This is a genomic window from Collinsella sp. OM07-12, from assembly GCF_003438275.1.
Classification (GTDB): Bacteria; Actinomycetota; Coriobacteriia; order Coriobacteriales; family Coriobacteriaceae; genus Collinsella.
The window spans coordinates 46615-71875 of sequence record NZ_QSTQ01000004.1 but is presented as its reverse complement, the minus strand read 5'-3'; the positions used below and the strand labels follow the sequence as shown (position 1 = coordinate 71875).

Below are 25261 nucleotides of genomic sequence, written 5' to 3'. Positions count from 1 at the left end.
TACCGACGGGCTTTGCCCATCATAGGCTTTTGCGCGGGTAGAATGCATGGATAACTTGATGCTTACAGGCGACGGAAAGGAATCGCTGCATGGATCAGGACAAGACAACCGTGATGGGCGGGTACGGCTCCGCGCAGGCTGGCGATAGCGCCGATGCGACCCGCGTTGTTCCCAACCCCGGCTATACCGACCCCGCCGCGACGCAGCCTTCTGCCGAGCCCACCCGGGTTATGGACTATGGCGACACGGCGCAGGATTCTTACGCTGCATCTTCGCATGGCCCCTATGGCAACGCAGCTCCGGACCCGTTTGATTACGCGCCGCAGGATTCTTATGCCGCCTCGACGCCGAATCCCTATGATGACCTGCCGCAGAATCCCATTCCGCAGCCTCAGCAGACGACGTATATGCCTCGCACGGCGCAGCCTCGCTACGAGTCGCGGGAGCCGTATCGCGAGTACCCCAAGTCGATTCCGCAATATGGCGAGGACGAGGAGAAGAAGCCGTCGCGTTCGTCGAGCGTGATCAAGAAAATCCTCATTGTGCTGGCGATCTTCTTTGCCCTCTCGATTGTGTTCGCCATTGTGTCGGGCATGCTCAACAAGCGAGGCGCTACAACCAGCACGACGGCCGAGCAGACAGAGGTCGCCCAGGTGGGTGCAGTAGAGCTGGGCGATATCCCGGGACAGTACTGGTCCAACGCCAAAAAGATTCTCAAGTCGCGCGGCGCTGATCTTTCGAATGCCGTGGTTCTGACTGATGATGGCTCAACGCCCGTCGTCGATGCCAACTGGGTCGTTACTTCTGCCTACTATAACGACAACGGTAACCTTGAAATTCAACTCACGCATAAGAACAGCTCGGGCAACTCGTCCGACGGCCAAAGCGGCACCGACAGCTCGAGCTCCAACATGCTGGAGGACCTGAGCAACAAGGCGCAGGAATTGGGAGACAAGGCGCAAGAGCTGGGCGATACGACACAAAACCTGGGCGATACCGCGCAGAACTTGGGAGACATGGCGACAGATGCCTGGAACGCCCTACAAAACGGCATTTTGGGTGCACAGGGAAACTAGCGGCCGAGTGGAGCGGGGCTACAGCTGCTCTGCCGGACGGTCGGGCGAGCTGAAGCCCGAGTCAAACGTGACGACGCACGAGACGTCGGGCCGGCGCTCGTGCACGATGCGCGTGACGAGCTCCAGCAGCTCCTCGTCGGATATGTCAAAGCCGTCGGGACGCACCAGGTCAAACGAAACGAACCCGTCGTGCTCGTGCAGGTCGTGGATGGAGAGCGCGGGATCGATCTGCATGACGCCGCGCTTGACCCAGCCGCGCAGGTCGTCGCCGGTGGTGGCGATGGGGTCGCAGTGCAGCGTGATGTCGATGCCCATCTGGCGCTTGATGTCGTGCTCGATGGTGTCCAGGATCTCGTGGTGCTCAAACGCGTCGCCCTCGCCGGGCATCTCCACGTGGGCGCTGGCAAACTGGCGGCCGGGACCGTAGTCGTGCACCATGAGGTCGTGCGTGCCCAGGACCTGCGGATACGACATGATCTTGTCGCGAATCGCTTGAACAAGCTTAGGGCTGGGTGCCTGTCCCAACAGTGGACTGATGGCGTCGCGCACGAGGCCCATGCCGCTGATGCAGATGAAGATGCCCACGCCCAGGCCTGCCCAGCCATCGAGGTCAAAGCCGGTCGTTTGCGAAATAAGTGCTGCCGTCAAGACCGCGCCCGAGGTGATGACATCGTTTTTGGAGTCCTGTGCTGTGGCGATGAGCGTCTCGGAATCGATTCGGTTGCCCAGTGCGCGGTTGAACGCGGCCATCCAGAGCTTAACGAGCATGGACAAGACGAGGGCGGCTAAGGAGAGCACCGAATATGCGGTGGGGGAAGGCTTGATGATCTTAGTGACCGACTCGAGGATCAGGTTGATGCCGACGGCGCAAACCAGGACGGCGACGAATAGGCCGGCTAGGTACTCATAGCGGCCGTGGCCATAGGGGTGACCTTCGTCTGCCGGGCGGCTGGCAAGGCGGAACCCAAGCAGGCTCACGATGTTGCTCGAGGCATCGGAGAGGTTGTTGAAAGCGTCGGCGATGAGGGAGACGGAACCGGCGAGCAGGCCCGCGATGCCCTTGGCCAGGCACAGGGTGATGTTGAGGCCAATGCAGATGAGGCTTGCGGCAAAGCCCGCGTTGGTGCGGGTGCCGGCATCGACCGGCTCGCCCTCGCTGCCGGGAACAAGTTTATGTACCAGTCGATGAACAAATAGCATGGCGATCGTCCTCACAATCATGTTTAAGGGGATAGTGTAGCTCGCGCGGGGGCGCCGTGCACCGATGATCAGAAAATGCAGCAATAGTCTGCCGGTGCTAACGAGCGAGTCTTCTCGTCTGCCTGGGTGGTCCATTTTGGGCCACATGGGTATGGGCATGTGACTGTTTACTCGACATACTTAATGTCGACAGCCCCTGTGCAAAGGAGGACGTTTCCATGGATGAGATGTTTGCTATTAAATGCCAAAACTGCGGCGGCCCCATGTACTCACACCAGGCTAAGCGCAGCTTTGAGTGCGCCTATTGCGGTGCGGTCATTCCGTGGCAGGCCGATGCGGGGGAGCCCAAAAGCGCCTTGGGCATTCGCCATGCGCCGCTGACGGTTGTCGATGGGCTGCTTAAGCTCACGCACGTCTCACAGCTCGAGCGCCCGGAGGACCCGGACTGGTATTTCTTTAATTCGCACTGGCGCAATCAGTCGGTCCTGGAACATCTGCTGTGGGAGGATCGCGGCACGGCGCAGGAGTTCCAAGATGCCACGCATGTGAGTATTCCTTGCCCCTTCTGCGGAGCGTCCTTTGAGGGTGAGTCAACCCAGCGCGTGTTTGAGTGCCCTTCGTGCGGCAATAAAATCGGTGTCGCTGACCTGCTCAAGCCGGGGACGTTTAGCAAGCGTCTGACCATGGGCGTTGGTGCGGAATATGTGCCCGAGCAGGGTATTCCCTGCGAGATAACGCCGCAGCAGGCGCGTGCCAATGCGCTTGAGCTGGTACGCCAATACCCAGATGCCTTTGCCGGCCACGATGTGGAAGATGCGATCCAAAACGATATGATGCTCTTCTACTTCCCCATGGCACTTGCGGATCTTCGCATGATGGCGTCCTTCCCGGGCAAGGGCCTGAACAAGGAAACCCTGGTGTACTACGAGGTGCTCGACTGGGCATATCCCAGGGCAAACTACCTGGACGTTCGCCTTATGGGCATTCTGGAGCCGTGGGACTTTGCCAAGGTTGGGCCGTTTGACCCGGCCATGCAAGAAGGCGACTTCCGGATTGTCTCCGTCGATGCGTCCACCAAGGACCAGGTGGTCATTGACAAGCTGGCGCTCAACATTGCCGGCAACGATGCCGAGGCGATGCTGGGGCTCAATAAAAAGAGCATCCGCGCCTGGGCGCGCAAGGCCCGCAAGCATAAGGACGGCCTGGTGATGGTGCCGGTCTACTTTGTCGATCGCCCGGCGTCGGATAGCCGCGACGGCGAGCAGGTGCGCATTGCCGTGAACGGCCAGACGGGTCGCGCGGCCGCGGTAGCGTTTAGCGACAAGCGCGAGACGCATGTGGTGGCACCGCTCAATCCCAACGTGATACTGTCGAGCGAAAGCACCGTGCACGCCACACCCATCGAGGTCAAATACGTTAAATCGCCCTTCCTATACCAGATCGTACGCCGCGGAGGCGGCGAGCAACCGCGTCAGGTGGCGGCAGCTGCCGAGGGCTCTTACCGAGAGGAAAAGCCCAAACGAAAGGGCTTACTCGCTGCGATCTTTGGTAAGTAGGGGAGTGGTGCCGGTTGGCTCGCGAGAGTGCAAAACATCCCGCCCGTGATGGCAGATGTAAATAAACGGTGGAACGGCTGTAAAAGAGTCTTGCCACTGGGTAAAATCAGGATGTGCCGCGGAACCCGCTCCTTAGCTAGTCACACTTCGGAGACGCGGGCAACGCAGGTACAAGTGTCTTAAGGGCCGGCTGCAACCGGCCCTTTCTTTATGACTCCCTTCGCTATCCGTTACTGCTTATATTCCTGCCAGATCGAGTAGAGGTTCCGTGCAATGCCGGTCACATACATCGAGAGGCGCAGGATTTCAAGAAACAAGTTCATAGGCTTCACCCCAATCGGAGATCGGAGCGTTGCCCGCAGGCGGATTCCGCGGCAATCATAATTCTACCTCACGGGCCGCGGTGGAGGATAGCCTGCCCCCTGGTTTGGAGCAGTGTCGATCTAACGGGCAATCAAGCCTCTAGCTCTCTTTGAATTGGGCAAGCATCTGCCCGAAGAAGCTTAGTTCGGATGGCTCATAAATGAGCGAGCCGCCATCTTCGGTCCGGTAGACCCCGCAGGGGAGGTAACGCCCGTCGGGGAGGACATAGAGGTTGGCTTCTTCCTTCAGTCCTGCTGGAAATAGCGGAATCCCGTTTTCGTCCACTTGGAACTCGTCTATATTTGCGATCTTCCTCTCCATGACGCCTCCTGCCTTATTTCTTGAATGGCGCCCTAAAACAGGCAGCTCTCAATCAGCTCTTTTCCGCGTAGGGCGTCGACCCACTCCTGTGGGATGGTTTTGAGACCGTAGGCCGTGCCGGCGAGGGCGCCGGCGACGGCTGCGGTGGTGTCGGTGTCGTCGCCCAGGTTGACGGCGGCAAGCACGCAATCTTCGTAACTGTTGGTGTTGACAAAGCACCAGGTAGCGGCTTTAAGCGTGTCGCGCACGAAGCCGCCGGACCTGATTTCGTGCTCGGGCACGCCTTTCAGATGGAGTGCCCACGAGGGGAGCACGTCGTTCATCACATCCCTCATCAGCTCGACATATATGATGCATGCGTCGGTTGACGTTCTGTGGGCGTGCGTAATCGCGGAGACCTTTCTGACCTCTTCGTCCGTCGCATCGGTGAACGCCAGGGGAGCGATGCGCATGAGCGATCCGTTGCCATTGTCGCGCTCGCCGGAGCCACCTTTGCCGGCGTGCAAGGCGCAGGCGGTCGTACCACCGTAATCGAAAACGCCGTCAATCGTATACTCGCCACGGGCAATCCAGCTTACGAACTTGTCGCGCATGTCTGCGGTGTCGATATGCCCGAGCTCCCTAATCGAGTCGCAGGTGGCAAGCGTCATAGATGTGTCGTCGCTCCAAGTGCCGGCGGGCTGCCCATGCGTGCCGTAGCCGATCATGTCCGTGCATTCGAACGTGCCGCGGGGCCTGAACTCGTAGGGAACGCCCAACGCGTCGCCGACGGCAAGCCCGTAAATACAGTCGCGTAGCGTTGTTTTCGGTCTGTCTGTCATGGGAAACACCTCTCGTACTTTGGATTGAGGATGCGCGGCTACCTGCGGCAATATGTTCAGTTCGATTCGCGACGCAGTGCGTCGCGAATCGAGAGAACTCAATAGTCAATATGCCAAAATGGTATGCCTAGACGTCTCTTTACACGGCAACAGGCATTTCTTTTGGGCGTCCTGCCTTTGGAGCGTCGGCGAGTCGTGCCTCGATGGAAGCTTTGGATACCATGCGCTTGGTGCCATCCTTCCATGAATCCAACAGTCCAGCATTTATCAGTTGCGATACTCTTGCCGAGCTAACGCCAAGTATGCGCGCGGCATCCGCTGCGGTGACGGCGGGGATATCGTTGAGTTCGCGACTGACGGCCACGGCGATAATCTTGCCACTGTGCTGCGGCTCGTGGCCAAAGTCCGGCGCAGGCAGGTCAACGCCGCCCATTAGGTGGTCATCGACCATGCATGCGAGAAAATCAGCGGCGCTTTCGACAGCGTCGTTTAGGTCGGATCCGAACGTTCCACCTCCGCCCAGCGAGCCACATGGCACAGCGTCGACAACGCCGTCCGAATCAAAGAACTCGAATTCCCATACGTAAACCATGTAAGACCTCCTTTAAAAAGCGATGCGAAATGTGATGAGGATGAGCTATCGAAGCCCTGCCTGCCTTAGGATTCTTTTGGCAATTTGCTCCTCGATCTCTCGATGGCGTTTCACGAGCACGAGCTTGTCGCCTTTGACGAACTTCTCGTGATTGGTGCCTCCTTTCGAGATGAAGCCGGCTTCTTCGAGGATACGGATCAATTCGCGTCTCTGCATCTCAGCCTCTTTCAATAACTATATATTAGCACTTACTAAGGGTTTTAGACTTAAATCTTAGCCATTGCTAATCCCTTGTTTTATTTCACCATCCTTGGATAACGGCTTATAGTCCTTGCGGTATTAGTTTATTTGCTCGTGCGGACACGATTTGGTGCTCCGTGCGCGACCGCGAAAAGGGTTTGCGGTGACTAAAATGTGACCATAGAGACAGTTTTAGCGAGCCCCACGGGAGTGACGCGCATGGACAACAATACGCTGCTATTCCAGGACAAAGGTTCGGGTAGGTTTAAAGACGTTAAGATCTACCCGAATCGCCTTGAGGTGCTTAAGAAGGGCGTTCTCGGCGGCAAGCACACCGAGATTGTCTATCTTAGGGACATCACGGGGGTCAACAGGGTCAAGGGCCGCGACGTTTTCCTGCGCAACAGGTTGTTGACTGCTTGTGTCTTTAGCCCGAGCAGCCGCTTCCAAGCTCAGGAGTTTGTGAATGCGTTGAACATGGTGATGTGACCGGGCGCTTTCGAACACAAAAAGCCGGGATGCAAGGAGTCGCACCTTGCATCCCGGCTGAGCTAAAACGGCGCTGCTGCATGCCGTTGGAGCTTTAGCGCTTGATCTCGATATCCTCGAGCTTGACGTCCATGGCCTCGGTCTTTGCCTTGGCGATGTCGTCGGCAAATTCCAGAGACTTCATCATAGTCTCGACGGCGTCCTTGTGCTCCTCGACGTTGTCGATGCTCACGTAGACGCTGCCGCCGCCTGCTTCGGTGAAGTACTCAGTCGTCACGCCGCCCGAGTGTGTATAGGAAGCGTTGCGCCAAGTCTTACCGTTGTACTTGACGGGGTCATTCTCGGTCCACTCAAAGTTGGTCTTCCACTTTGCCTCGTAGTCGAACAGCTCGTCGGCGTTCTTGACAGAGTCGAAGACAGGGATGAAGCGGTCGCTGGCGTGCTCGCTCTCGGTGAACTTAAACTGGGCCCTGTCGGCGGTATCGCCTGCGACGTCGGTGATCTCGACGCCCTCGGGGACCTCGACCTTAAACCAGATGAAGTCGGTCCTCATGTCCACGGCCGGCTTTTCTGCGCCGCCGCCCCCACCGCTGCCGGCAGCGCCGCCGCTTCCACCACAGCCTGCCAGGGCAACTGCGGCAAAGAGACTGATGCAGAGGGTGAGAATCGCAAAGGCCTTCTTTTTCATGGTCGTGTCCTCCTCGGTCTGTAACCGCCCATGGATTACCTGTCTTTACTGTACGCGCGAGCGGCTCGTTCGGGTGGGCCACATGTCCCATTCTTGGGGCCGGATTTGCGCCGACAAGTGGCAATATGTCGCGATATAAGTAGGGGAGGACCGGCTGATCCGATCCTCCCCCGGCTGGGCGTCCGATCATGTAATGACTGCGCATGCGATGCTGCGTGCGAGCCCCTAATGCTTGATCTCGATGCTCGAAATCTCGACTTCGCGTGCCTCGGAAACCGCCTCCGCCATGTCATCGGGGAACTCGATGGAGTTGAGGAGTGCCTCGGCTTCTTTCTTGTGCAGTTCGAAGTTTGAGATAAGGACGTAGACGCTTCCCGGTTCAACGTCGGTAAAGAGGAGTGTTGAGATGCCACTGTTGTCCTCGTACGTTCCGACGAGCCATGTCCTGCCGTTATACTCGACGGATCCGCCATCCTTCCACTGGAACGTATCCCCCTTCTTTTCTGCCTGGTCGGCGTGGGACTCCTCAGCTGTCAGCGCTTTTTTCCAAACGGGGATAAAGCGATCGCCCGAGGCGTTCTCATCTTCGGGGAAGGTGAGCTGAATCCTATCTGCATTCCTGCCGGCGGAGTCGCTTACGCCGACGCCCTCGGGCATCTCGACCTTAAACCAGATAAAGTCGGTCTTCTTGGCAACGGGGGCTTTTTCCTTGCTCTCGCTCTTGGCGGCGCTGCCGCCCCCGCCCGATGCGCTCCCGCCGCAGCCGACAAGGGCAAATGCGGCAAAGAGGGCGATGCAAAGGGAAAGGATTGATAGGGTCTTTTTCTTCATGGTGGCGTCCTCCTTGTCTGTTAGGGGCATCGTGTGCAGCGGTTCGCCAATCGGCGGTTGCGCATGCACTGATGGCTTTATTTGCTGTGCGGTGATTCCTCCGTTCTTTGTCCGGCGCCGTGGCGAGCGTTGCCCCAGCATGGGGCTCCTTATCTATATGTATGCCCCAGTTGCCGCCGTCCGAGAGTCCCGAAACGTGGGCCATGTGTCTCATGTTTGCGTCGCTGCCGCCTATCGTGTGTCATAGAAATCCGCGATGGCCAGGTGCGCTGACGCTCATGTGCTTATGGGCTAGACTTAGCACCATTACGTGTTCGACGCGGTTGGTTGGCGGTTGCCGCCCGACCGATGTATATGACTTGAAGGTGCGTGCGCATGAGCCAAGAGATGATGGATAAAACCTGTCGAGAGTTTGCCGAGGCGCTTGCCGCACGCGAGCCGGTGCCCGGCGGCGGCAGTGCGAGCGCCTTTGTGGGCGCGCTGGGCGCCTCGCTTTGCGGAATGGTTGCTCGCTATGGCGCGACGAACCCCGCGCTTGCCGATCGCATGGACGATCTGACGCACGCGTTTGCCCAGGCAGACGAGTTGGCGCAGGAACTTGTGGGTCTGGTTGCCGAGGATGTTCGTGCATACGGCCAGGTGTCCGCGGCATACGGTATTCCTCGTGATGATCCGGCTCGACCCGCGGTGATTCAGGATGCGTTGCGCGTGGCGGCCATGCCACCGTATCGGATTATGGATGCCTGCGGACGCGCGCTGGCACTGCTCGAGGACATGGCCGACAAGGGCTCGCGTCAGCTGCTGTCAGACGTGGCGTGCGGTGCCGTGTTCTGCCGCGCCGCCATGCAGGGCGCGAGCCTGACGCTTTTTGCCAATACCACGTCTATGAAAGACCGGGCGCGCGCCGAGGAGCTCGAGGCGGCGTGCGATGAGCTGCTGGATACGTGGCTGCCGCGTGCCGATGCGCTGGCGCGCCGTGCTGCCGATGCCGCAAGGAAGAGGGGATAGCCATGGCCGAGCTGCTGAAGGGCGCTCCCGTCGCCCGCGCGTTGACTGAGGAGCTTGCCGCTCGTTGTGCTGTTCTGCGTAAACGCGGCGTTGTGCCGACGCTCGCCATCGTTCGCGTGGGCGAGCGCGAGGACGACCTGTCCTACGAGCGCGGTGCTCTCAAGCGCTGCGAGAAGGTTGGCATTGAGGCCCGCCGCGTTTTGCTTCCTGCCGATGTTTCGCAGGACGAGCTGATGGCTGCTATCGAGGGCATTAATGCCGACCCTGCTGTTCATGGCTGCCTGATGTTTCGCCCGTTGCCCGTTGGACTTGACGAGGATGCAGTTGCCGCGGCACTCGATCCCGTCAAGGATGTTGACTCCATGACGCCGGCCTCGCTGCTTACCACGCTTTCGGGGCGAGGCGAGGGCTTTGCTCCTTGCACGGCCGAGGCCGTGCTGGCGTTGCTGGACCATTATGGCGTGGAACTGGATGGGACCAAGGTCGCGGTCGTCGGTCGATCGCTGGTGATTGGCCGTCCCGTTGCCGCCATGCTTACGGCTCGCAATGCCACGGTGACGATATGCCATACGCATACGCGCGACTTGGCTGCCGAGTGCCGTTCTGCCGACATTGTTGTTGCCGCGGTTGGACGTGCGCGTACGATTGGCGCGGATGCGGTTCGCGAGGGCCAGACGATCATCGATGTGGGCATCAACTGGGACGAGGCCGCCGGCAAGCTGGTCGGCGACGTCGATTTTGATGCTGCGGAGCCGGTTGTTAACGCCATCACACCCGTGCCGGGCGGCGTGGGGGCTGTGACCACCGCGATTCTCGCCAAGCACGTGATCGAGGCGGCGGAGCGTGCATCGAAATAGGCGTTTTGGGCTGTTTGAGGGGTTAGCCATATACCACGTGGTCAAAAAATGCCAAATATGAGTACTGTTGCCAAGATAGTCACATATGTTTTTATGTCTTTTGGGCTCCCTAGCGATATTCATTCTCGCTAGGGAGCCCATTTATTGAACCTATGGGGAATAACGTTGTCTTGCTTTTGGACAAATGGGGATTTTCGGCACCTATTACAAGGAAATTTGCTGCTACTAAATTGGTGACAGTACTCATATTTGGCATTTTTTGACCACAGGGGTCTCGAGGGGTCGCGGTTTCGCCCTTTTTGCGCCGAAGCGATACACTGTTACCGTTTGATTTCTTCGCTCAAGGAGGATGCGCATGCCGTGCACAACGATTTTAGTTGGTAAGAACGCGAGCTACGACGGGTCGACGCTGGTTGCCCGCAACGAGGACTCGTCCAACGGGGTGTTTGAGCCCAAGCGCATGCGCGTGGTGCATCCCGACGAGCAGCCGCGTGTCTACACGAGTGTCCTGAGCCACCTGACCGTTGAGCTGCCCGACAATCCCATGCGCTACACGAGCGTCCCCGACGTTATCCCCGGTCACGGCATTTGGGCCGAGGCCGGCTTCAACGAGCTCAATGTTGGCATGTCCGCAACCGAGACCCTCACCACCAACGAGCGCGTCCGCGGCGCCGATCCGCTCGTGGACTACGTGCCCGCCAAGGGCAACGAGGGCGAGGACGGCTATGTTCCGGCACAGCCCGGCGGCTTGGGCGAGGAGGATATGGTGACCCTGGTGCTGCCGTACGCCAAGTCTGCCCGCGACGGCGTGCGCATCCTGGGCGAGCTGCTCGAGCGCTACGGCACCTATGAGAACAATGGCATTGCCTTTAGTGACGTTGACGAGATCTGGTGGCTCGAGACTATCGGTGGCCACCACTGGATTGCCAAGCGTGTGCCTGATGACGCCTATGTGACCATGCCCAATCAGCTGGGTATCGACAGCTTTGACCTGGATGACGCCGAGGGCGCCCAGGTCAACCACATGTGCTCTGCCGACCTGCGCTCCTGGATGGCCGAGTGGCATCTGGACCTGACGCTGGGCGTTGAGGGCGATGGTCCGGCTGTGGTCTTTAACCCGCGCGAGGCCTTTGGCTCGCACAGCGACAGCGATCATGTCTACAACACGCCGCGCGCCTGGTATATGCAGCGCTGCCTCAACCCCAGCGATGTGTGGGACGGTCCCGAGGCCGACTACACGCCCGAGAGCGATGACATCCCCTGGAGCCGCGTGCCCGAGCGCAAGGTGACCATCGAGGACATCAAGTACGTGCTTTCGAGCCACTACCAGGGCACGGAGTACGACTGCTACGGCAGCAAGGGTACGCCCGCCACGCGCGGCGCTTATCGCCCCATCGGCATCAACCGCAACAGCCAGCTCGCCGTGCTGCAGCTGCGCCCCTATGCGCAGCCGGCGTATCGCGCCGTGCAGTGGATGGCGTTTGGTTCTAACTCGTTTAACGCGCTCGTGCCGCTGTACGCCAATGTCGAGACCATGCCCGAGTACTATGCCGATACACAGGCTCGCGTGACGTCCGAAAACTTCTACTGGGCCAACCGCCTGATCGGCGCGCTGGCTGACGTTCGCTTCCATGAGTGCGGCCGCGCCGTGGAGGACTATCAGGAGAAGGTCGGTGGCATGGGCCACAAGCAGATCCATGACGTCGACGCCGCCGTAGCCGTTCTGCCCGAGGCCGAAGTGCCTGCCGAGCTCGCCCGCGCCAACGAGGAGTTTGCCGAGCGCGTGCGGGTGGAGACCGATGCTCTGCTGGGCAAGGTGCTCTACACCACGAGCTGCGCCATGAAGAACTCTTTCGCGATGAACGACAACGTGAGGTAGGGATTTCCCGTCGATCGAATAGCGCTAAAACGCTTTGTCGCTTTCACTCAATCTTGGGTACAAGAACGCCAATGCAGTTGTTTGTGATTGGAGACAACCATGGTTATGAAACTCGATCAGCTTGTTAACGGTGCCATTAACGTGGGCTTCGGCGCCGCCGCCGTTGCCGTCGAGGGCAGCAAGAAGGTTCTCGACGACCTCAATACCAAGGGTGAGCAGGTACGCAAGGACGCAGGCGCCCCCGATATCGCCCGCAGCGTGTCCGACATGTTCGAGCAGGCCGGCGGCACCATCTCCGACCTGACCGAGCGTCTGGGCATGCAGGGCGAGACCGCGGCCCAGCGCGTGCTCGACGAGCTCATTCTGGCTCGCGTCCGCGTTATGACCGCTCCCGAGCGCACGGCCTTCCTGGCCCATGTGCGCGACATCGTCGATTCGGTCGAGGACAACGTGACCTCGGTGCCCGTCGAGTCCGTTGAGCCCGACGATGCGAAGGATACCGAAGAGGCCGAGTAGCAGCGCAGATGGCAGATTCCACCACCGATTACAACAATCTAGATCCCTTGGGTGACGAGGCGGCGGTTGTCGATGAGGTCGATGCCGCCGTCTCGGGCGCTCGCAAGAAGCCGCGCGCTGTCGATATGGTCCCCGAGGAGCCCGAGGCGATGGCGCCGGATGAGGAATACCAGCTCACGCCGGCGGGTCGCCGCGAGCGCATCGGGCAGATTGTTCGCCTGGTCAAAAAGTACCGCGTGTGGGATAACCTCACGCCGGTTCGTTTGCGCCGCCTGCTCGAGGAACTCGGCCCCATGTTCGTTAAGATGGGGCAGATTCTGGCCAACCGGTCCGAGATTCTGCCGCAACGCTTTTGCGACGAGCTGCGTCGTCTGCGCTCTGACGTGGAGCCGGTGCCGTACGAGGTCGTACTCAGTTGTCTGGAAGAAGAATACGGCCTGCGCCTGGGGGAGATGTTCGATGCGATCGACCCAAATCCGCTTGGTAGCGCATCGCTCGCGCAGGTGCACCGCGCTCGTCTGGTGACGGGCGAGGACGTGGCCGTCAAGGTTCAGCGTCCAGGTGCGCAGCAGGTTATGGCACAGGACATCGATATCATCCGCTCGGTGGTGCGTATCGTTTCCAAGTTCGTCAACACCGATCAGTTTGTGGACCTGCACGGCGTGGTCGAGGAATTGTGGACCTCGTTTCGCGAGGAGACCAACTTTTTGGCCGAGGCAAAAAACCTCAACGACTTCTACGAGTTCCATAAGAGCGTTCATGGCGTGACGTGCCCTAAATCCTATCTGGACCTGTGCACCGAGCACGTGGTGGTTATGGACTACGTCGACGGCATTTCGATCGCCGATCCTGAACGCTTGGTGGCCGAGGGCTATGACTTGGAAAAGATCGGTGCCGCAATCGTCGAGGACTACTCGACGCAGGTGCTCGATGACGGCTTTTTCCATGCCGACCCGCATGCGGGAAACATCATCCTCAAGGACGGCATCGTTTACTTTATCGACTTGGGCATGGTCGGACGCATGTCGAGCCACGATCGCGGTATCGTAAAGGACATGATTTTCGCCGTGGCCGAGGGCGACGTGCCCAAGCTCAAGGATTCGCTCATGCGCTTTGCCGTGACGCGTGGCGATTCGGCCGAGCTCGATCATTCAGCGTTTTTGTCCGATCTTGACTTTATCGTGGCTGACTTTGCGGGCCTTGACCTGAAGGATTTGGATATCGGCGAGTTTTTGACCTCGCTGTTAAACCTCGCGCGTAAGAATGACGTTGAGCTGCCGAGCGTGGTGACGATGTTCGCGCGCGGCATGGTGACGCTCGAGGGTTTGCTGACCGAGTACATGCCCAACGTCAACATGATCCAGATCATCCAAACCCACATTAAAAACGAGACAAGCACCTATGCGCGCGTGCGCGACATGGGGCGCGATCTTGCCGCGAGCAGCTATCGCGCGGCGAAGGGCTCACTCGAGGCGGCTGAGTACCTGGGGCTGGCTTCGCGCATGCTTACGCGCGGCCAGCTTAAGGTGAACACGCAGATCATGAGCAGCGATAAGGCACTGCGACAGCTGGGCGGAATTATCGACCGCATGTCGATGGCAATTGTGATTGCCGGCCTGTTTATCGGTTCGTCGGTGGTGTACTACGCGCGCATCGAGCCGGTTGTGTTTGGTATCCCGGTCATTGGCTTTTTGGGTTACGTGAGCGCGCTGGTGCTGGCGCTTATGCTGGGCCGCAATATCTGGCTCAACAGTCACGGCGGCAAGCACTAGAGGCTGCGACTGTCACCGCATTTTCCTATCGCAAACAATAGCTTTTACCTTGGGCTTCGCCTGCGTGCGAGGCCCTTTTGCGTGATACCATATTGACGATAATAATAGATGGCCTAGATGGTGGTGCGGAGACGCACGAACGCGCGGTTTTCCTGCGCGTTTGGGAGAATCGGGGTGCAAGTCCCCGGCTGTACCAGTAACCGTAATTCCTCTTGGCTCGGGATGTTCGCGTCGCAGATCGGACGGCGCGCCTGAGCCGTTAAGGTTAAGTCGGATCGCCTCCCATCTTGCATGCGGCTGCGGCGTATGCCGCCGGTGTGCATAGGGCTCTGGAAGGAAAGGGGACCCCGATGGGGGAACTCGAGCGCAACATGCGCGACGACGTGGGGCAGCCTCAAGGCAACGCTTCAAGTACAGACAATGGGGGACAAATGGATATGTTTGAGGACGAGCGCGAGCGCGCCTCGTTGCATCGCCGTGGCGCGCTTGCACGCGGTGTAGCCAAGCGCGGCCTGGTGGCATTCCTGGCCTTCGCGATGGTCTTTGGCACCACGCCGGCTCAGCTGTGGGCCGAGGGCGCCGAGGGCATTGCCGAGGCTGTGGCTCAGGCTACGACGCCGGGCGAGGACGCAGCGCTTGCGGGCGGTGCCGCTGAGCAGAGCGGCGCCGAGGTTTCGGATTCCGGGAGCGCGCCTGCAGCTAGTGCCGCTACAACAGGGGCAGCAACTGGCGACGAAGGCTCGGCGACGGGGGAGAGCCCTGCCTCGAGCGAGCAGTCTTCGACGGCATCCGCTGGCCAAGCAGGATCTGCCGCCGCGGCTGCCGTTCAAACAGAGAACCCGACAGAAACCGGCGATGTCGCCAAGAAGCAAGTCGAGGTCTCGTTCTCGATTATCGGCACCGATGCCGACGGCAAGGCTCAGACCTGGGTGGCACCTACGCAGCTTAAGCTCGACGAGGGCTCGACGGCTGCGGACGCCTTCGTTAAGCTGCAGCAGAAGGTGGGCTTCAAGGCGAAATACGATCCGAACACGGCATACGGTTTCTACCTCGAAAGCATCACGTCCCCGAGCGATGGCCGCACGCTTGCCTTCGATCCGGCGACTTATGCCTACTGGCAGCTGTTTGTCGACGGCGCGTCTTCCTCGGTTGGCGCGAGCGGCGTCAAGCTCACCCAGGGGCAGAAGATTGAGTTTGCCTATACGGCTGGTAGCTCGTCCCCTGTCGTTAAGGACCAGGTTGCCGCAAATGTGACCGTCATTGGTCGCGATGCCCAGGGCAAGACTCAGACTTGGGTCGATAATGCGCAGTATGTGGTGACGTCCGGCTCGAGCGCACTTGACCTTACGAAGGTCGCGCTTGAGGCGAATGATATTGACGCCGTTGCTGCGGGCTCCTTCATTCTGAGCCTTAAGAACAACGGTGTTGAGCTGGGTACGCCGCTCGATTATTCGACCTATTGGCAGCTGTTTATCAACGGCAAGTCGAGCGACTACACGGCAGACAATGTCACCATCCATGCCGGCGATACCGTCACGTGGTTCTACGGTGGCTGGGGCGACCAGTTGCCCTCCGATTCCGTCCATGCTTCCGTTCAGGTCCTCGGTAAGGACAAGGACGGCAAGCAGCAGGTTTGGGCTTCGACGGGTCAGATGAGTCTCAAGGCGGGCTCTACTGCCAAGGATCTGCTGGAGCAGACCGGCCTTAGGCTCGATTCTAGCGAATCGTCTTGGGGCTGGTTCCTCAACGGCATTTATTCGCCGTTCGACGTCGACGGTAAGCCCTATGTCGGGGATGCTGCAACCAATAGCTATTGGCACTTCTACGTAAATGGCGAGTTCAAGAACGTTGGCGCTGGTGCCTACGAGCTCCAAGAGGGTGACGCCGTCACCTTTATGTATGGTGCTGACGCCGATGCCCTTCCCGGTCAGGTTCTTGGGTCTGTCGATGTTATCGGCCCCGATGTCAACGGCAACAATACTCGCTGGGGCTCGGCAAGCAATGTTTCTTTGCCCGAAGGCTCTACTGCCCAGAACCTTATTGAGACGGTTCTGAAGGCCAAGGGCGTTACGTACAACGGCTCCCAGAGTGGTGAGTACTGGTTCCTCAATTCCATCAACTCGCCGTTCGATCACAAGCCGTATGCCTGGGATGCTGCGACCAAAAAATACTGGCACCTGTATATCAATGGAGAGTCCTCCTTACTCTGCGCCAACCAGATTACGCTCAAGAGCGGCGATAAGGTTACGCTTGCCTATACCACCGACGATTCGCCCATGCCCGATCCCGACAAGATTGTCGTGGATCCGAATGCGACGACTCCTGATTGGGATGCCGAGTGGGCCGGCTACGGCAACAGCGGCAACGGTTCGACCGTAACGGATGCCAAGACGCCTGCGCAGGCCGCCGGTCTTAAGTGGGCCTTCGATTGGAAGGCCGAGTCTGGCCAGCAGTATTCCAACTGCAGCGAGCCCGTTATTGCCAATGGTTTTGTGTACATCGCGACCGAGAACGAGCTCATTAAGATCGATTCGTCCACGGGCAAAAAGGTTGCCTCTGCGCCGCTTGCCTCCAAGGTGAGCTATACCTCTCGTCCGATCTATACCAATGGCCTTATCATCGTTCCGCTCAACGGCGGTGCGATCCAGGCGATTACTGCAGACAAGCTGATCTGCAAGTGGCTGACGCCTGGTTTGACGGACCTGACGCAGAGCTCCTGCACCGTCGTTTCGGACGGCGAGTACGTCTATGTAGGCTCGGTCGATATTTCGTATGACGAGAATTACAACGCGACCTACGGCAATGGCTCCTTTGCGCGCATTAAGATTGCCACGGGCGAAGTTTCTTGGCAGAACATCGACCCTGCCGAGGGCTATTACTGGACTGGTGCGGCTTTGACGGATAAGTATGCCATCGTTCCTACGAGCGCGGGTACGCTTAAGTGCATTGATAAGACGACGGGCGATGTCGTTTCGACCATGAAGCTCGGCGCTGTCGCAAATGCCGATTGCATTGCCGATCCGTCCAATGGTTCGACCTTCTATCAGATGACGCACGACGGAAAGCTCCATGTGATTTCGCTTTCGGCGAAGGGCGTGCTGAGTGAACAGAATACGGTTGATCTGGGCCTTACGAATAATCTGAGCGCCCCTGCGGTGTCTGGTGACAATCTGATTGTCGGCGGACAGACGGCTACTGGCTCTGCTCTGGTTCTCTATAACCTGAAGACGGATAAGACCACGATGGTCGCTGCTGCCGACGGCAAGGCGCTGCCGGCTGGCCTCAACGGTATTGCTGCTACTCCGCTGGTGAGCGTTCGGGGCGGCAAGACCTATGTGTACTTCACTGTTAACAGCGCGGATAGCAAGGATTACGTCAACTACTCTGCTGGTGGTGGCGTGTATCGCTATACGCTCGGCGATGCAGAGGCGACGCAGATTTATGATGCGGCTGGCCATTACCAGCACTGCGACTCTCCGGTCATTGCCGATGCATCTGGCAACCTGTACTACATCAATGATTCGGGCACGTTGTTTAAACTTGGAGCTGTCGAGTCTTGGACGGTTGCCTTTAATTCCAACGGCGGGTCTGTTTGCGATACTAAGTTTGTTGCTACGGCCGACGGCAAGCTGGTCAAGCCGGCCGATCCGACGCGCGACGGCTACACTTTCGGCGGTTGGTATGCCGATGAGGCTTGTATGCAGGCGTATGACTTTAGCACGCCGGTGACGGCCGACCTGACGCTGTATGCCAAGTGGACCAAGAATGCCACCAACCCTGGCGGTAATGGCGGCGCTGGTTCCAATGGCGGCAGCGGTTCTGGTACCGGTACTGGTTCCGGCGCTGGCGCTGGCGCGGGTTCTGGCTCCGGCTCGAAGGACGGCGCTATCGCCCCGGGTCATAAGCCGGCGACCAAGACGACGGTGTCGACCAAGACCGAGACCAAGGACAGCAAGTCCGACAAGAAGGACTCCGATAAGTCCGATAAGAAGGACGAGAAGAAGTCTGACAAGAAGAACAACAAGTCCGACAAGAAGTCCGATTCCAAGTCCGATACGGGTGCTGCTTCCACGACCACTGCTAAGAAGTCCTCTGGTGCTTCTGAGCGGGAGGCTGGCACCAACCCGCTTGCCATTGTTGGCGTTGCCGCCGGCGTCATCGGTCTCGCCATCGTCGGCGTGTTCGTGTTCACCAAACGTCGGTAGGTGAGGGCTGTGTCCAATAAATCCAAGGACGCTGACCCCAAGCAACCAGATTCCTCGTTCATTCAGTTCGACGATGCAAAGCAAAAGGGCGCCGCTTCGGCGGCGTCCGCCCCTCGCCGCAAGGCGCTCCTCGGCGTTCTGACTGCCGCGTGCGCCATTCTGATCGTCGTCTCGCTGGGTTTCGTCCATCCTTCCACAAGCGGTGCCTGGTCTATCGACTGGATCATTCAGACCGTGACGGGGGAGAGCGTTGTCACCAAGGACACCAAGGCGTCTGGCTCGACTACGACTTCGGTCGAGGCCAGTTCCAAGGATTCCAAGTCATCGAATGACGCAAAAGATGAGTCCAAGGACTCTGATGGGTCCAAGTCCAAGGACGATTCCGAGTCTTCAAACAAGGAATCGGATAAAAGCTCGGATAGCAAGAAGTCCGATGGTCAGGACGGCAAGAAGTCTGGAGATAAATCCGCTGCCCAGAATACGGGAGCCGGCGATACTTCCAATGTGTCTGGCGGTGCTTCTTCGGGCGGCGGCCAGTCGTCTGATGGAGCCTCCAGCTCTAATGGCGGAAGCGCTCCCTCGGGCGGACAGGGCGGCTCGCAGGAGTCTGGCTACGTCACGGTGACGGTTTCGGTCACATCAAGCGCCGTGGGCAATCCTGTGTCTTCTGGTGGCACCTTCACCTTTAACGAGGGCGCTACCGTCTACGATGCCCTGTGCGCGCTGGGCCTTTCTGTCAACGCACATGGCTCGTCGTACGGCACGTATGTCTCCGCGATTGGTGGTCTGGCCGAGAAACAGTACGGCGGTACGAGCGGCTGGATGTACTCCGTCAACGGTGCAACGCCTATGACGGCCTGCAGCAACTACGTTCTCTCCAACGGTGACAACGTGGTTTGGTATTACGTAACAGGCTAGGGGCCTCGACATAGCGCGCCAGACGGGCGGTTCGGACAAACATCCGGGCCGCCCGTTTTTCATGCGAATTGGACTGGGTTGCCGGGGACCTCGACAAATAAAAAACCGGTTGGAATAGGAATTCCAACCGGTTATACATTCAAGCAAATAGTGAATCGACTACGACCGTGCGCCCTCGAGAAAGAAGCGGCGACTGAAGTAGTTGTACCAGGTGACGAGGAACGTTGCGATGGCCTTCATAGCCTGGTAGCCGATGCTCAAAAACGTGACGCCCACAAACATGTACAGGTCGTTGAGACCCAAACCGATCACCGACAGGATGGTGAAGATCGTGAACTCGCGCTTGCGGCTCATGCCCTCGCGATGGTCGAACACGTACTTCATGCTGAGCCAGTAGTTGACCACGACGGACGTGATGAACGAAACCGTGGTGCTCATCAAAAAGTCGAGGTGGAAAAGCTCGACGAGCGCAATGAGCATACCCCAGTCGATGCCAAAGGAGATAAGACCCACGACAGCGAACTTGAGGAACTGCTTGGTATGAGGTTGTGCCAGCGCCTTGCGCACGTAATCACATCCAATGCGTTGATGAATCGAGCAGGGATACTTTAGAGCTTTTGCAAGGGAAACGTAAGGTCTTTGCCAAGAACTATACGAACTCGCCAAATTTTCAAGAGCTAATCCGCAAACGTTGAAAAATTGCCCGTAAACGAGCGGCACCCACGGACGATACTGCGCTGAGTGCGCGTTGTCCGTGGGCGCCGTAATGCTGCAGGGGTGTGGAGCTATTTTGTCTCCTCGCCCTCCAGGAAGATCTTGCGCGTTACAAAGTTGTAGACCATGACCAGTGCGGTAGCGCAAATCTTGGCGATATTGGCCTCGAGGCCCAGACCGGCGTTGAGGGCCAGCACCATGCCGTCGTTGAGCGCCAGGCCAATAACGGACAGCACGACAAAGATGATGAACTCGCGGCGGCGGCTCATGCCCTCCTTGTGTGCAAACACGTACTTCATGCTCGCAACGTAGTTAAAGATGAGCGAGACGATAAAGCCGCTGGTGTTGGCGATCAGGATGTTAAGGCCCAGACCGTAGTGGAGCAGATTCATGATGCCAAAGTCGATGACGGTGGCAATGACGCCGACGACGCCAAACTTCATGATCTGCGCAAGGAGCTTTTGCATGGTACCTGCCTTAGGGTGGCGCCGCTGCGCCGCGGGGATGACAAACTCAGCAAGTTTAGCCAATCCCCGCAAGCGGGGCTAGGCGCGCTTCTCGATAGCACCGTTTCTATATGCATCGAGCAGTTGGCGTAGGTCCTGGATCTGGCTGCGGATCTTGGCGCCGGTATCGGTGTCGCTCACCATGCGGCGACGGTCGGCCTCGTCAAAGCGGTTGGTCTCGCTTTCGATATCGATGTTGCGGGTGAGCGCCTCGGCAACGGTGGTAAAGGCCTGGTGCGACTTGAGGCGGCATCCTCGCGAGCTCGAGATGAGCGTGTAGCCGGCGATGCCCGTTTTGGGATGGTAGGCGCGACAGAAACCGCCGTCGATGACCAGCAGCTTGCCGTTGGCGCGGATGGGCTGCTCGCCCTTGGTGGTCTTGACCGGGGTGTGCCCGTTGATGATGTGACCGGTCGGCGAACATGCCATGGGCGCGACACCAAACTCGCGCATGATGTCGTCGCAGACCGAGGGCGACTTGGTAAGCGTAAAGTACGGGTCCATCGGCTCGACCCAGGTGCTCTTATCGGCGATATAGGCGCGCTCAAAGGTACGCACCAGGCGTCCGCTGGCGGGCGAATTAAAGCCAATCCACAGGTACCACATCCAGTCGAGAGCATCGCGGTCGCCCACGCGCCAGGCGCGGCGTACAATGTAATCGCAAAAGTCGAAGTAATCGCGGCCGGCGTGCCAGGCACCCAGGCAGTTCATGCTGCTAAAGGTGCCGTCTTCGTTGAGCGGCACGCAGCCGTGGAACAGCAGGTTGCCGTTGGCGACCTTGTACATCGAGCCGTGGGAATAGAGGAAATCGATATGGCGATGCAGGTGATCGGCGGTGACAAACTCGGACACGAGCTTGTCGATGATGTGCTGCTCTTGGGGCGTGAGCGAATAGGGGTCCGCCGGGTCGACGGTGGGGAAGTCATTGGTCGTGAGCTGCCACACGCTGCCGTCGGCGAGCGTGACCGTGCCGGTGTCGTGATCGATCTTGTCGAGCAGCAGGCGGTCGACCATATCAAACTCGGGGTGGCGCTGGATAATCTGGCCCTCGAGCTTAAAAAGCAGGACGTTGATGGCTTTGATCAGCGGGCTGATGGGCTCGCCGGAGGTATAGGTAGCGTCGGCGAAGGCGACAAGCTCGCGCAGCGAGATACCGTAGTCGTTCTCCAGGATCTCGTAGTTGTCGTAGCGTAGGTTGTTTCGCAGCACCGTGGCGATACAGGCGGGCTCGCCGGCAGCGGCGCCCATCCACAGCAAGTCGTGGTTGCCCCACTGGATGTCGATTGAATGGTAGGTGAGCAGGCGGTCCATAATCTTGGCTGCGCCGCCGCCACGGTCGAAGATGTCGCCCACCAGGTGCAGGTGGTCGACGGCCAGGCGCTTGATGAGCGAGGCAAGCGACTCGATAAAGTCGTCGGCGCTGGCGGTCTCCAGAATGGACTCCACGATGCGCTCGTGATAGCGCACGCGATAGTTGTTCTCGTCCGGATGCGTGTGCAGCAGCTCGTCGATGATATAGGCGTAATCGCGTGGGATGGCCTTACGCACCTTGGAGCGCGTATAGCGGCTCGAAAGCGAGCGAGCGACCATAATGAGCTGGTCGAGCATTGTCTTGTACCAGGTGGGGGAATCCTCGTGCTGGCTGCGGACCAGCTTGATCTTCTCGCGCGGGTAGTAGATGAGCGTGCACAGCTCACCCTTTTCGTCAAAGGAGAGCGTTTCGCCAAAGATCTCGTCGACATGCTCGCGCACGACGCCCGAGCAGTTGTTGAGGATGTGCATAAAGGCTTCGTACTCGCCGTGCACGTCGCTCATAAAATGTTCGGTGCCCTTGGGTAGGTTGAGGATGGCCGAGAGGTTGATGATCTCGGTGAACGCGGATTGCTCGGTGGGGAACTGTCTCGACAGCAGGCGCAGATACTTAAAGTCTTGCGGATTGCGATCGAATGCGACCATGAAACACCTTCCGATGTGGTTGGTAAAACTGATAAACAGCGTCAAATGTTTATCAGTATGCGCCGCTTTTGTTTCGATTGGGGATAGGCGGCCGAATTGTTGGCCGAACGGTTTGATAAATCGATTTAGTTGAGGTAGATATGGCGGTTGGGTGGAGACGTAGGGTCTTTTTTACAGACGCATGCCGCTGGGGTCGATAGAGATGATGACGGTAAAGATGTTCACTACCTCTGGCTCTATTTGGTAAATAGTGAACATATGTACCGTATGTAGGCTCACTGTGCGATAATTTGCGCAGCAATGAGTAAGGAGCCTCATATGAGTGATTTTGTCCTGACCTGTGAATCTGCCGCCGACCGAACTCGGGAGTTCTTTGCGTCGCGCAATATCCCTGTCGTGTGTTTTCATTACGAGATCGACGATGTTGTCTATACGGACGATCTGTATCAGTCAATTACGCCGGACGAGTTTTTTGCCCAGATTGCCGCGGGTGCCATGCCCAAGACGTCTCAGGTGAGCGTGGGTGAGTATGAGGAGTTTTGGGAGCCGATTGTTGCCGAGGGTAAAGACGTGCTGCACCTGACGTTGTCGTCGGGTATTTCGGGCACGTATGGATCGGCCTGCGTTGCGGCACAGATGCTCGCGGATCGCTATCCTCAGGGCGGCAAGGTGCGCGTCATCGATTCGCTGGCGGCGTCTTCGGGCTTTGGCCTGTTGCTGGAATATGCCGCCGACGTGCGCGATAGCGGGGCTTCACTCGATGAGACGGCTGCCTGGATCGAGGAGCACAAGCTCAACCTGCACCACTGGTTCTTCTCGACCGATCTGTCGAGCTACCTGCGCGGCGGTCGCATTTCGGCTGCGAGCGCGATCATCGGCACGGCGCTTAAGATTTGCCCACTTATGACGGTCGATTGCGAAGGTAGGCTGTCGCCACGTGAAAAGATACGCACTAAGAAGCGCGCGATTTCCGAGATGGCTAAGACCATGTTGGCACACGTGCAGGACGGTGCGGATTATTCGGGTAAGTGCATCATGTCGCACTCGGCGTGCCGAGAGGATGCCGAGGCAGTTGCGGCGCTGATTGAGGAGCAGGTTCCGCAGCTCAAAGGCAAGATTGAGATCAACAATATCGGTGCTCTGATTGGTTCGCACACCGGACCTGGTACGGTGGCGCTCTTCTTTATGGGCGACAAGCGCGTGGATTAATTTGCCCCATCACGTCGCCGCATGATTGCTCAAACGAAAACGGCCCGCCTCACGTTTGTGGGGCGGGCCAAGTTGTTTTGCTAGCGTTTCTTTCCGCGGAAGAAAAAGCCGTGTAGTGACGGCTTGAGGCCGCGGTTGGCGCGACGTTCCTCAACGCGCTCGTGGATCGAGGCGACGCGCTCGATGACCTCGTCGGGAATTGGCACGTCGGGATTCATATTCTCGACCTGACTGACCTCGGCGGCGGCGACCTGATCAATAATGGGTACATTTTCGCGCGAAATAACGGGCGTGGCGTCTTCCTTCATCTTGCGATAACGCTGCATCATGTCGGTCTGTAGCTGTTGTGCCGAAGGCGGCGTCCAGATGATGGCGTTGGCGCCGGCGGCGATGGTCTCGCGAATGCTTTCGGGCGTCTTGCCGCCCGGCGCGATGAGCGGCAGGTTGGGATAGTGCTCGCGCAGCTCGCGCAGGACCTGCGGCGTGTTCTTACCGGCTGCGATGTTGAGGATCTTGGCGCCGGCGCGCACTTTGGCGTGAGCATCGTCGTCGCAACGAACGACCGTGGCGATGACGGGGATGTCGGCGATGTTAGTGATGTGCTCGACCATCTCGGCGGTGGCGGGGGAGTTGACCACGCAGCCCGCCGCGCCCTGCATCTCGGAGACGGCTGCCATCTGCACGGAGCGCTTGCCGGTGGTGGTGCCACCGCCCACGCCTACAAAGACCGGGCACTCGGCGACGGTCAGCAGCGCCTGCGTAATGGCGGGCTGCGGCGTGAAAGGGTAGACCGCAAAGACAGCATCGGCATTGGAGTTGCGGATAACCGCGACATCGGTGGTGTAAATGAGTGACTTGATGCGGCGGCCAAAGAGCGTAAAGCCGCTGGCCTCCTCGATCTCATCGGGCATGCGGAGGGCCGCCTTGCGCAGACGCCCGTCGATGGGCAGCGGCTCCATGGGCAAAAGGCCATTGGGAGTTACGGCTACCTGGGGCTCGGTAAATTCGTCCGCAAGCTCAACCTCGGAAAAATCGACCGAGGCGACGATGTCCTCGTGAACCTCGGCGGGAACATCGATGGGGGCTTGGTCGTTTGTCGCGGTGGGCGTGTCGAAGGAGCTGGTGCCGACGAAGGCGTCGACGCGCTCATTTAGATCGTTGAGGGTATCCATGGAGGCTCGATTCTATGTGATGACGGCCGGCGCTATGCAGCCGGAATAGCGAATGCTAAATCGTTTGACGAGTTGATTTTTCCCCGCCGCGCCATCCGTTAGACCGAAGGGCCGGCGAACGTGAAGGAGCTGTGGTGGCGGGTATCGAGGTGCTATCTTGAAAGTCCCGTTTAAAAGAGAGGTGACGCGGTATGGAATTGACAGCAATGTTTGGCTCGATTGGCCTGTGTGTGGCCGCAATCGTTGCCGCCGCGGTCATCTACTTTGTGGTCACGGCCATTAAGGGCAAAAGGGCCGAACGCAAAGAGCGCGCGATGCTTAAACGGCATCGCGACCAGCAGGGCAAACGCGCACGGAGATAGCTTGTTGAGT

Annotated in this window: 23 protein-coding genes; 12 read left to right on the top strand and 11 right to left on the bottom strand. The window is 58.8% G+C overall.

What is annotated here, in order from left to right:
* Positions 1 to 89 precede the first annotated feature (89 nt).
* Complete coding sequence (locus DXB98_RS02320) at positions 90 to 1076, top strand: hypothetical protein (RefSeq protein WP_117743013.1); 987 nt, start codon at positions 90 to 92, stop codon at positions 1074 to 1076.
* Positions 1077 to 1094: 18 nt separating this feature from the next.
* On the opposite strand, the gene DXB98_RS02315 is transcribed toward DXB98_RS02320, so the two are convergent.
* Positions 1095 to 2276 (bottom strand): cation diffusion facilitator family transporter, encoded by a 1182-nt coding sequence (locus DXB98_RS02315; protein WP_117743012.1) that lies wholly within the window; start codon positions 2274 to 2276, stop codon positions 1095 to 1097.
* A 218-nt stretch (positions 2277 to 2494) separates the two neighbouring features.
* Here DXB98_RS02315 and DXB98_RS02310 point away from each other — a divergent pair, with 218 nt between their 5' ends.
* Complete coding sequence (locus DXB98_RS02310; RefSeq protein ID WP_117743011.1) at positions 2495 to 3832, top strand: hypothetical protein; 1338 nt, start codon at positions 2495 to 2497, stop codon at positions 3830 to 3832.
* A gap of 462 nt (positions 3833 to 4294) precedes the next feature.
* Here DXB98_RS02310 and DXB98_RS02305 read toward each other — a convergent pair whose 3' ends face one another.
* From DXB98_RS02305 to DXB98_RS02290, 4 genes are all read right to left on the bottom strand, one after another.
* Complete coding sequence (locus tag DXB98_RS02305) at positions 4295 to 4516, bottom strand: hypothetical protein (protein WP_117743010.1); 222 nt, start codon at positions 4514 to 4516, stop codon at positions 4295 to 4297.
* 32 nt (positions 4517 to 4548) lie between these two features.
* The gene (locus DXB98_RS02300; RefSeq protein ID WP_117743009.1) at positions 4549 to 5337 is read right to left on the bottom strand and encodes an ADP-ribosylglycohydrolase family protein; all 789 of its coding nucleotides are present in this window, start codon (positions 5335 to 5337) and stop codon (positions 4549 to 4551) included.
* A gap of 139 nt (positions 5338 to 5476) precedes the next feature.
* Complete coding sequence (locus tag DXB98_RS02295; RefSeq protein ID WP_117743008.1) at positions 5477 to 5929, bottom strand: helix-turn-helix domain-containing protein; 453 nt, start codon at positions 5927 to 5929, stop codon at positions 5477 to 5479.
* Between the two features lie 45 nt (positions 5930 to 5974).
* Positions 5975 to 6145: a type II toxin-antitoxin system HicA family toxin gene (locus DXB98_RS02290; protein WP_117734454.1), complete on the bottom strand. Its 171-nt coding sequence runs from the start codon at positions 6143 to 6145 to the stop codon at positions 5975 to 5977.
* A gap of 243 nt (positions 6146 to 6388) precedes the next feature.
* On the opposite strand from DXB98_RS02290, the gene DXB98_RS02285 reads away from it, so the two are divergent.
* Positions 6389 to 6658, top strand: a complete 270-nt coding sequence (locus DXB98_RS02285) for a hypothetical protein (RefSeq protein WP_117743007.1) — start codon at positions 6389 to 6391, stop codon at positions 6656 to 6658.
* Positions 6659 to 6752: 94 nt separating this feature from the next.
* On the opposite strand, the gene DXB98_RS02280 is transcribed toward DXB98_RS02285, so the two are convergent.
* Positions 6753 to 7346 (bottom strand): hypothetical protein, encoded by a 594-nt coding sequence (locus tag DXB98_RS02280; protein WP_117743006.1) that lies wholly within the window; start codon positions 7344 to 7346, stop codon positions 6753 to 6755.
* Positions 7347 to 7571: 225 nt separating this feature from the next.
* Complete coding sequence (locus DXB98_RS02275; protein WP_117743005.1) at positions 7572 to 8177, bottom strand: hypothetical protein; 606 nt, start codon at positions 8175 to 8177, stop codon at positions 7572 to 7574.
* A gap of 375 nt (positions 8178 to 8552) precedes the next feature.
* Here DXB98_RS02275 and DXB98_RS02270 point away from each other — a divergent pair, with 375 nt between their 5' ends.
* From DXB98_RS02270 to DXB98_RS02240, 7 genes are all read left to right on the top strand, one after another.
* Positions 8553 to 9185, top strand: coding sequence for a cyclodeaminase/cyclohydrolase family protein (locus tag DXB98_RS02270; protein ID WP_117743004.1), 633 nt, complete (start codon positions 8553 to 8555; stop codon positions 9183 to 9185).
* 2 nt (positions 9186 to 9187) lie between these two features.
* A complete protein-coding gene (locus DXB98_RS02265) occupies positions 9188 to 10042 on the top strand; it encodes a bifunctional 5,10-methylenetetrahydrofolate dehydrogenase/5,10-methenyltetrahydrofolate cyclohydrolase (RefSeq protein ID WP_117743003.1) in 855 nt (284 codons plus the stop codon).
* 355 nt (positions 10043 to 10397) lie between these two features.
* On the top strand, positions 10398 to 11921 hold the full coding sequence (locus tag DXB98_RS02260; protein WP_117743002.1) for a C69 family dipeptidase: 1524 nt from the start codon (positions 10398 to 10400) through the stop codon (positions 11919 to 11921).
* 99 nt (positions 11922 to 12020) lie between these two features.
* On the top strand, positions 12021 to 12437 hold the full coding sequence (locus tag DXB98_RS02255; RefSeq protein WP_055250902.1) for a hypothetical protein: 417 nt from the start codon (positions 12021 to 12023) through the stop codon (positions 12435 to 12437).
* Between the two features lie 8 nt (positions 12438 to 12445).
* The gene (locus DXB98_RS02250) at positions 12446 to 14209 is read left to right on the top strand and encodes an AarF/ABC1/UbiB kinase family protein (RefSeq protein WP_117743001.1); all 1764 of its coding nucleotides are present in this window, start codon (positions 12446 to 12448) and stop codon (positions 14207 to 14209) included.
* A gap of 431 nt (positions 14210 to 14640) precedes the next feature.
* Positions 14641 to 18414, top strand: a complete 3774-nt coding sequence (locus DXB98_RS02245) for a DUF4430 domain-containing protein (RefSeq protein ID WP_158553128.1) — start codon at positions 14641 to 14643, stop codon at positions 18412 to 18414.
* A gap of 9 nt (positions 18415 to 18423) precedes the next feature.
* Entirely contained in the window at positions 18424 to 19332 is a 909-nt protein-coding gene (locus tag DXB98_RS02240) for a DUF4430 domain-containing protein (protein ID WP_233505063.1), read from the top strand.
* Between the two features lie 159 nt (positions 19333 to 19491).
* On the opposite strand, the gene DXB98_RS02235 is transcribed toward DXB98_RS02240, so the two are convergent.
* The 3 genes from DXB98_RS02235 to DXB98_RS02225 all read right to left on the bottom strand — a co-directional run bounded on the left by DXB98_RS02235 (position 19492) and on the right by DXB98_RS02225 (position 22508).
* Positions 19492 to 19899 (bottom strand): GtrA family protein, encoded by a 408-nt coding sequence (locus DXB98_RS02235; RefSeq protein ID WP_022095123.1) that lies wholly within the window; start codon positions 19897 to 19899, stop codon positions 19492 to 19494.
* Positions 19900 to 20117: 218 nt separating this feature from the next.
* Positions 20118 to 20513 carry a GtrA family protein gene (locus tag DXB98_RS02230; RefSeq protein ID WP_117734464.1) on the bottom strand — a complete coding sequence of 132 codons (396 nt, stop codon included), beginning with the start codon at positions 20511 to 20513 and terminating at the stop codon, positions 20118 to 20120.
* 78 nt (positions 20514 to 20591) lie between these two features.
* A complete protein-coding gene (locus tag DXB98_RS02225; RefSeq protein ID WP_117742999.1) occupies positions 20592 to 22508 on the bottom strand; it encodes a fructose-1,6-bisphosphatase in 1917 nt (638 codons plus the stop codon).
* 318 nt (positions 22509 to 22826) lie between these two features.
* Here DXB98_RS02225 and DXB98_RS02220 point away from each other — a divergent pair, with 318 nt between their 5' ends.
* Positions 22827 to 23717 carry a DegV family protein gene (locus DXB98_RS02220; protein ID WP_117742998.1) on the top strand — a complete coding sequence of 297 codons (891 nt, stop codon included), beginning with the start codon at positions 22827 to 22829 and terminating at the stop codon, positions 23715 to 23717.
* Between the two features lie 80 nt (positions 23718 to 23797).
* Here DXB98_RS02220 and DXB98_RS02215 read toward each other — a convergent pair whose 3' ends face one another.
* A complete protein-coding gene (locus DXB98_RS02215) occupies positions 23798 to 24889 on the bottom strand; it encodes a hypothetical protein (RefSeq protein ID WP_117734467.1) in 1092 nt (363 codons plus the stop codon).
* A gap of 191 nt (positions 24890 to 25080) precedes the next feature.
* Between DXB98_RS02215 and DXB98_RS10140 the strand changes: the two genes are divergently transcribed.
* Positions 25081 to 25251 (top strand): hypothetical protein, encoded by a 171-nt coding sequence (locus DXB98_RS10140; protein ID WP_158553127.1) that lies wholly within the window; start codon positions 25081 to 25083, stop codon positions 25249 to 25251.
* Positions 25252 to 25261: the final 10 nt, after the last annotated feature.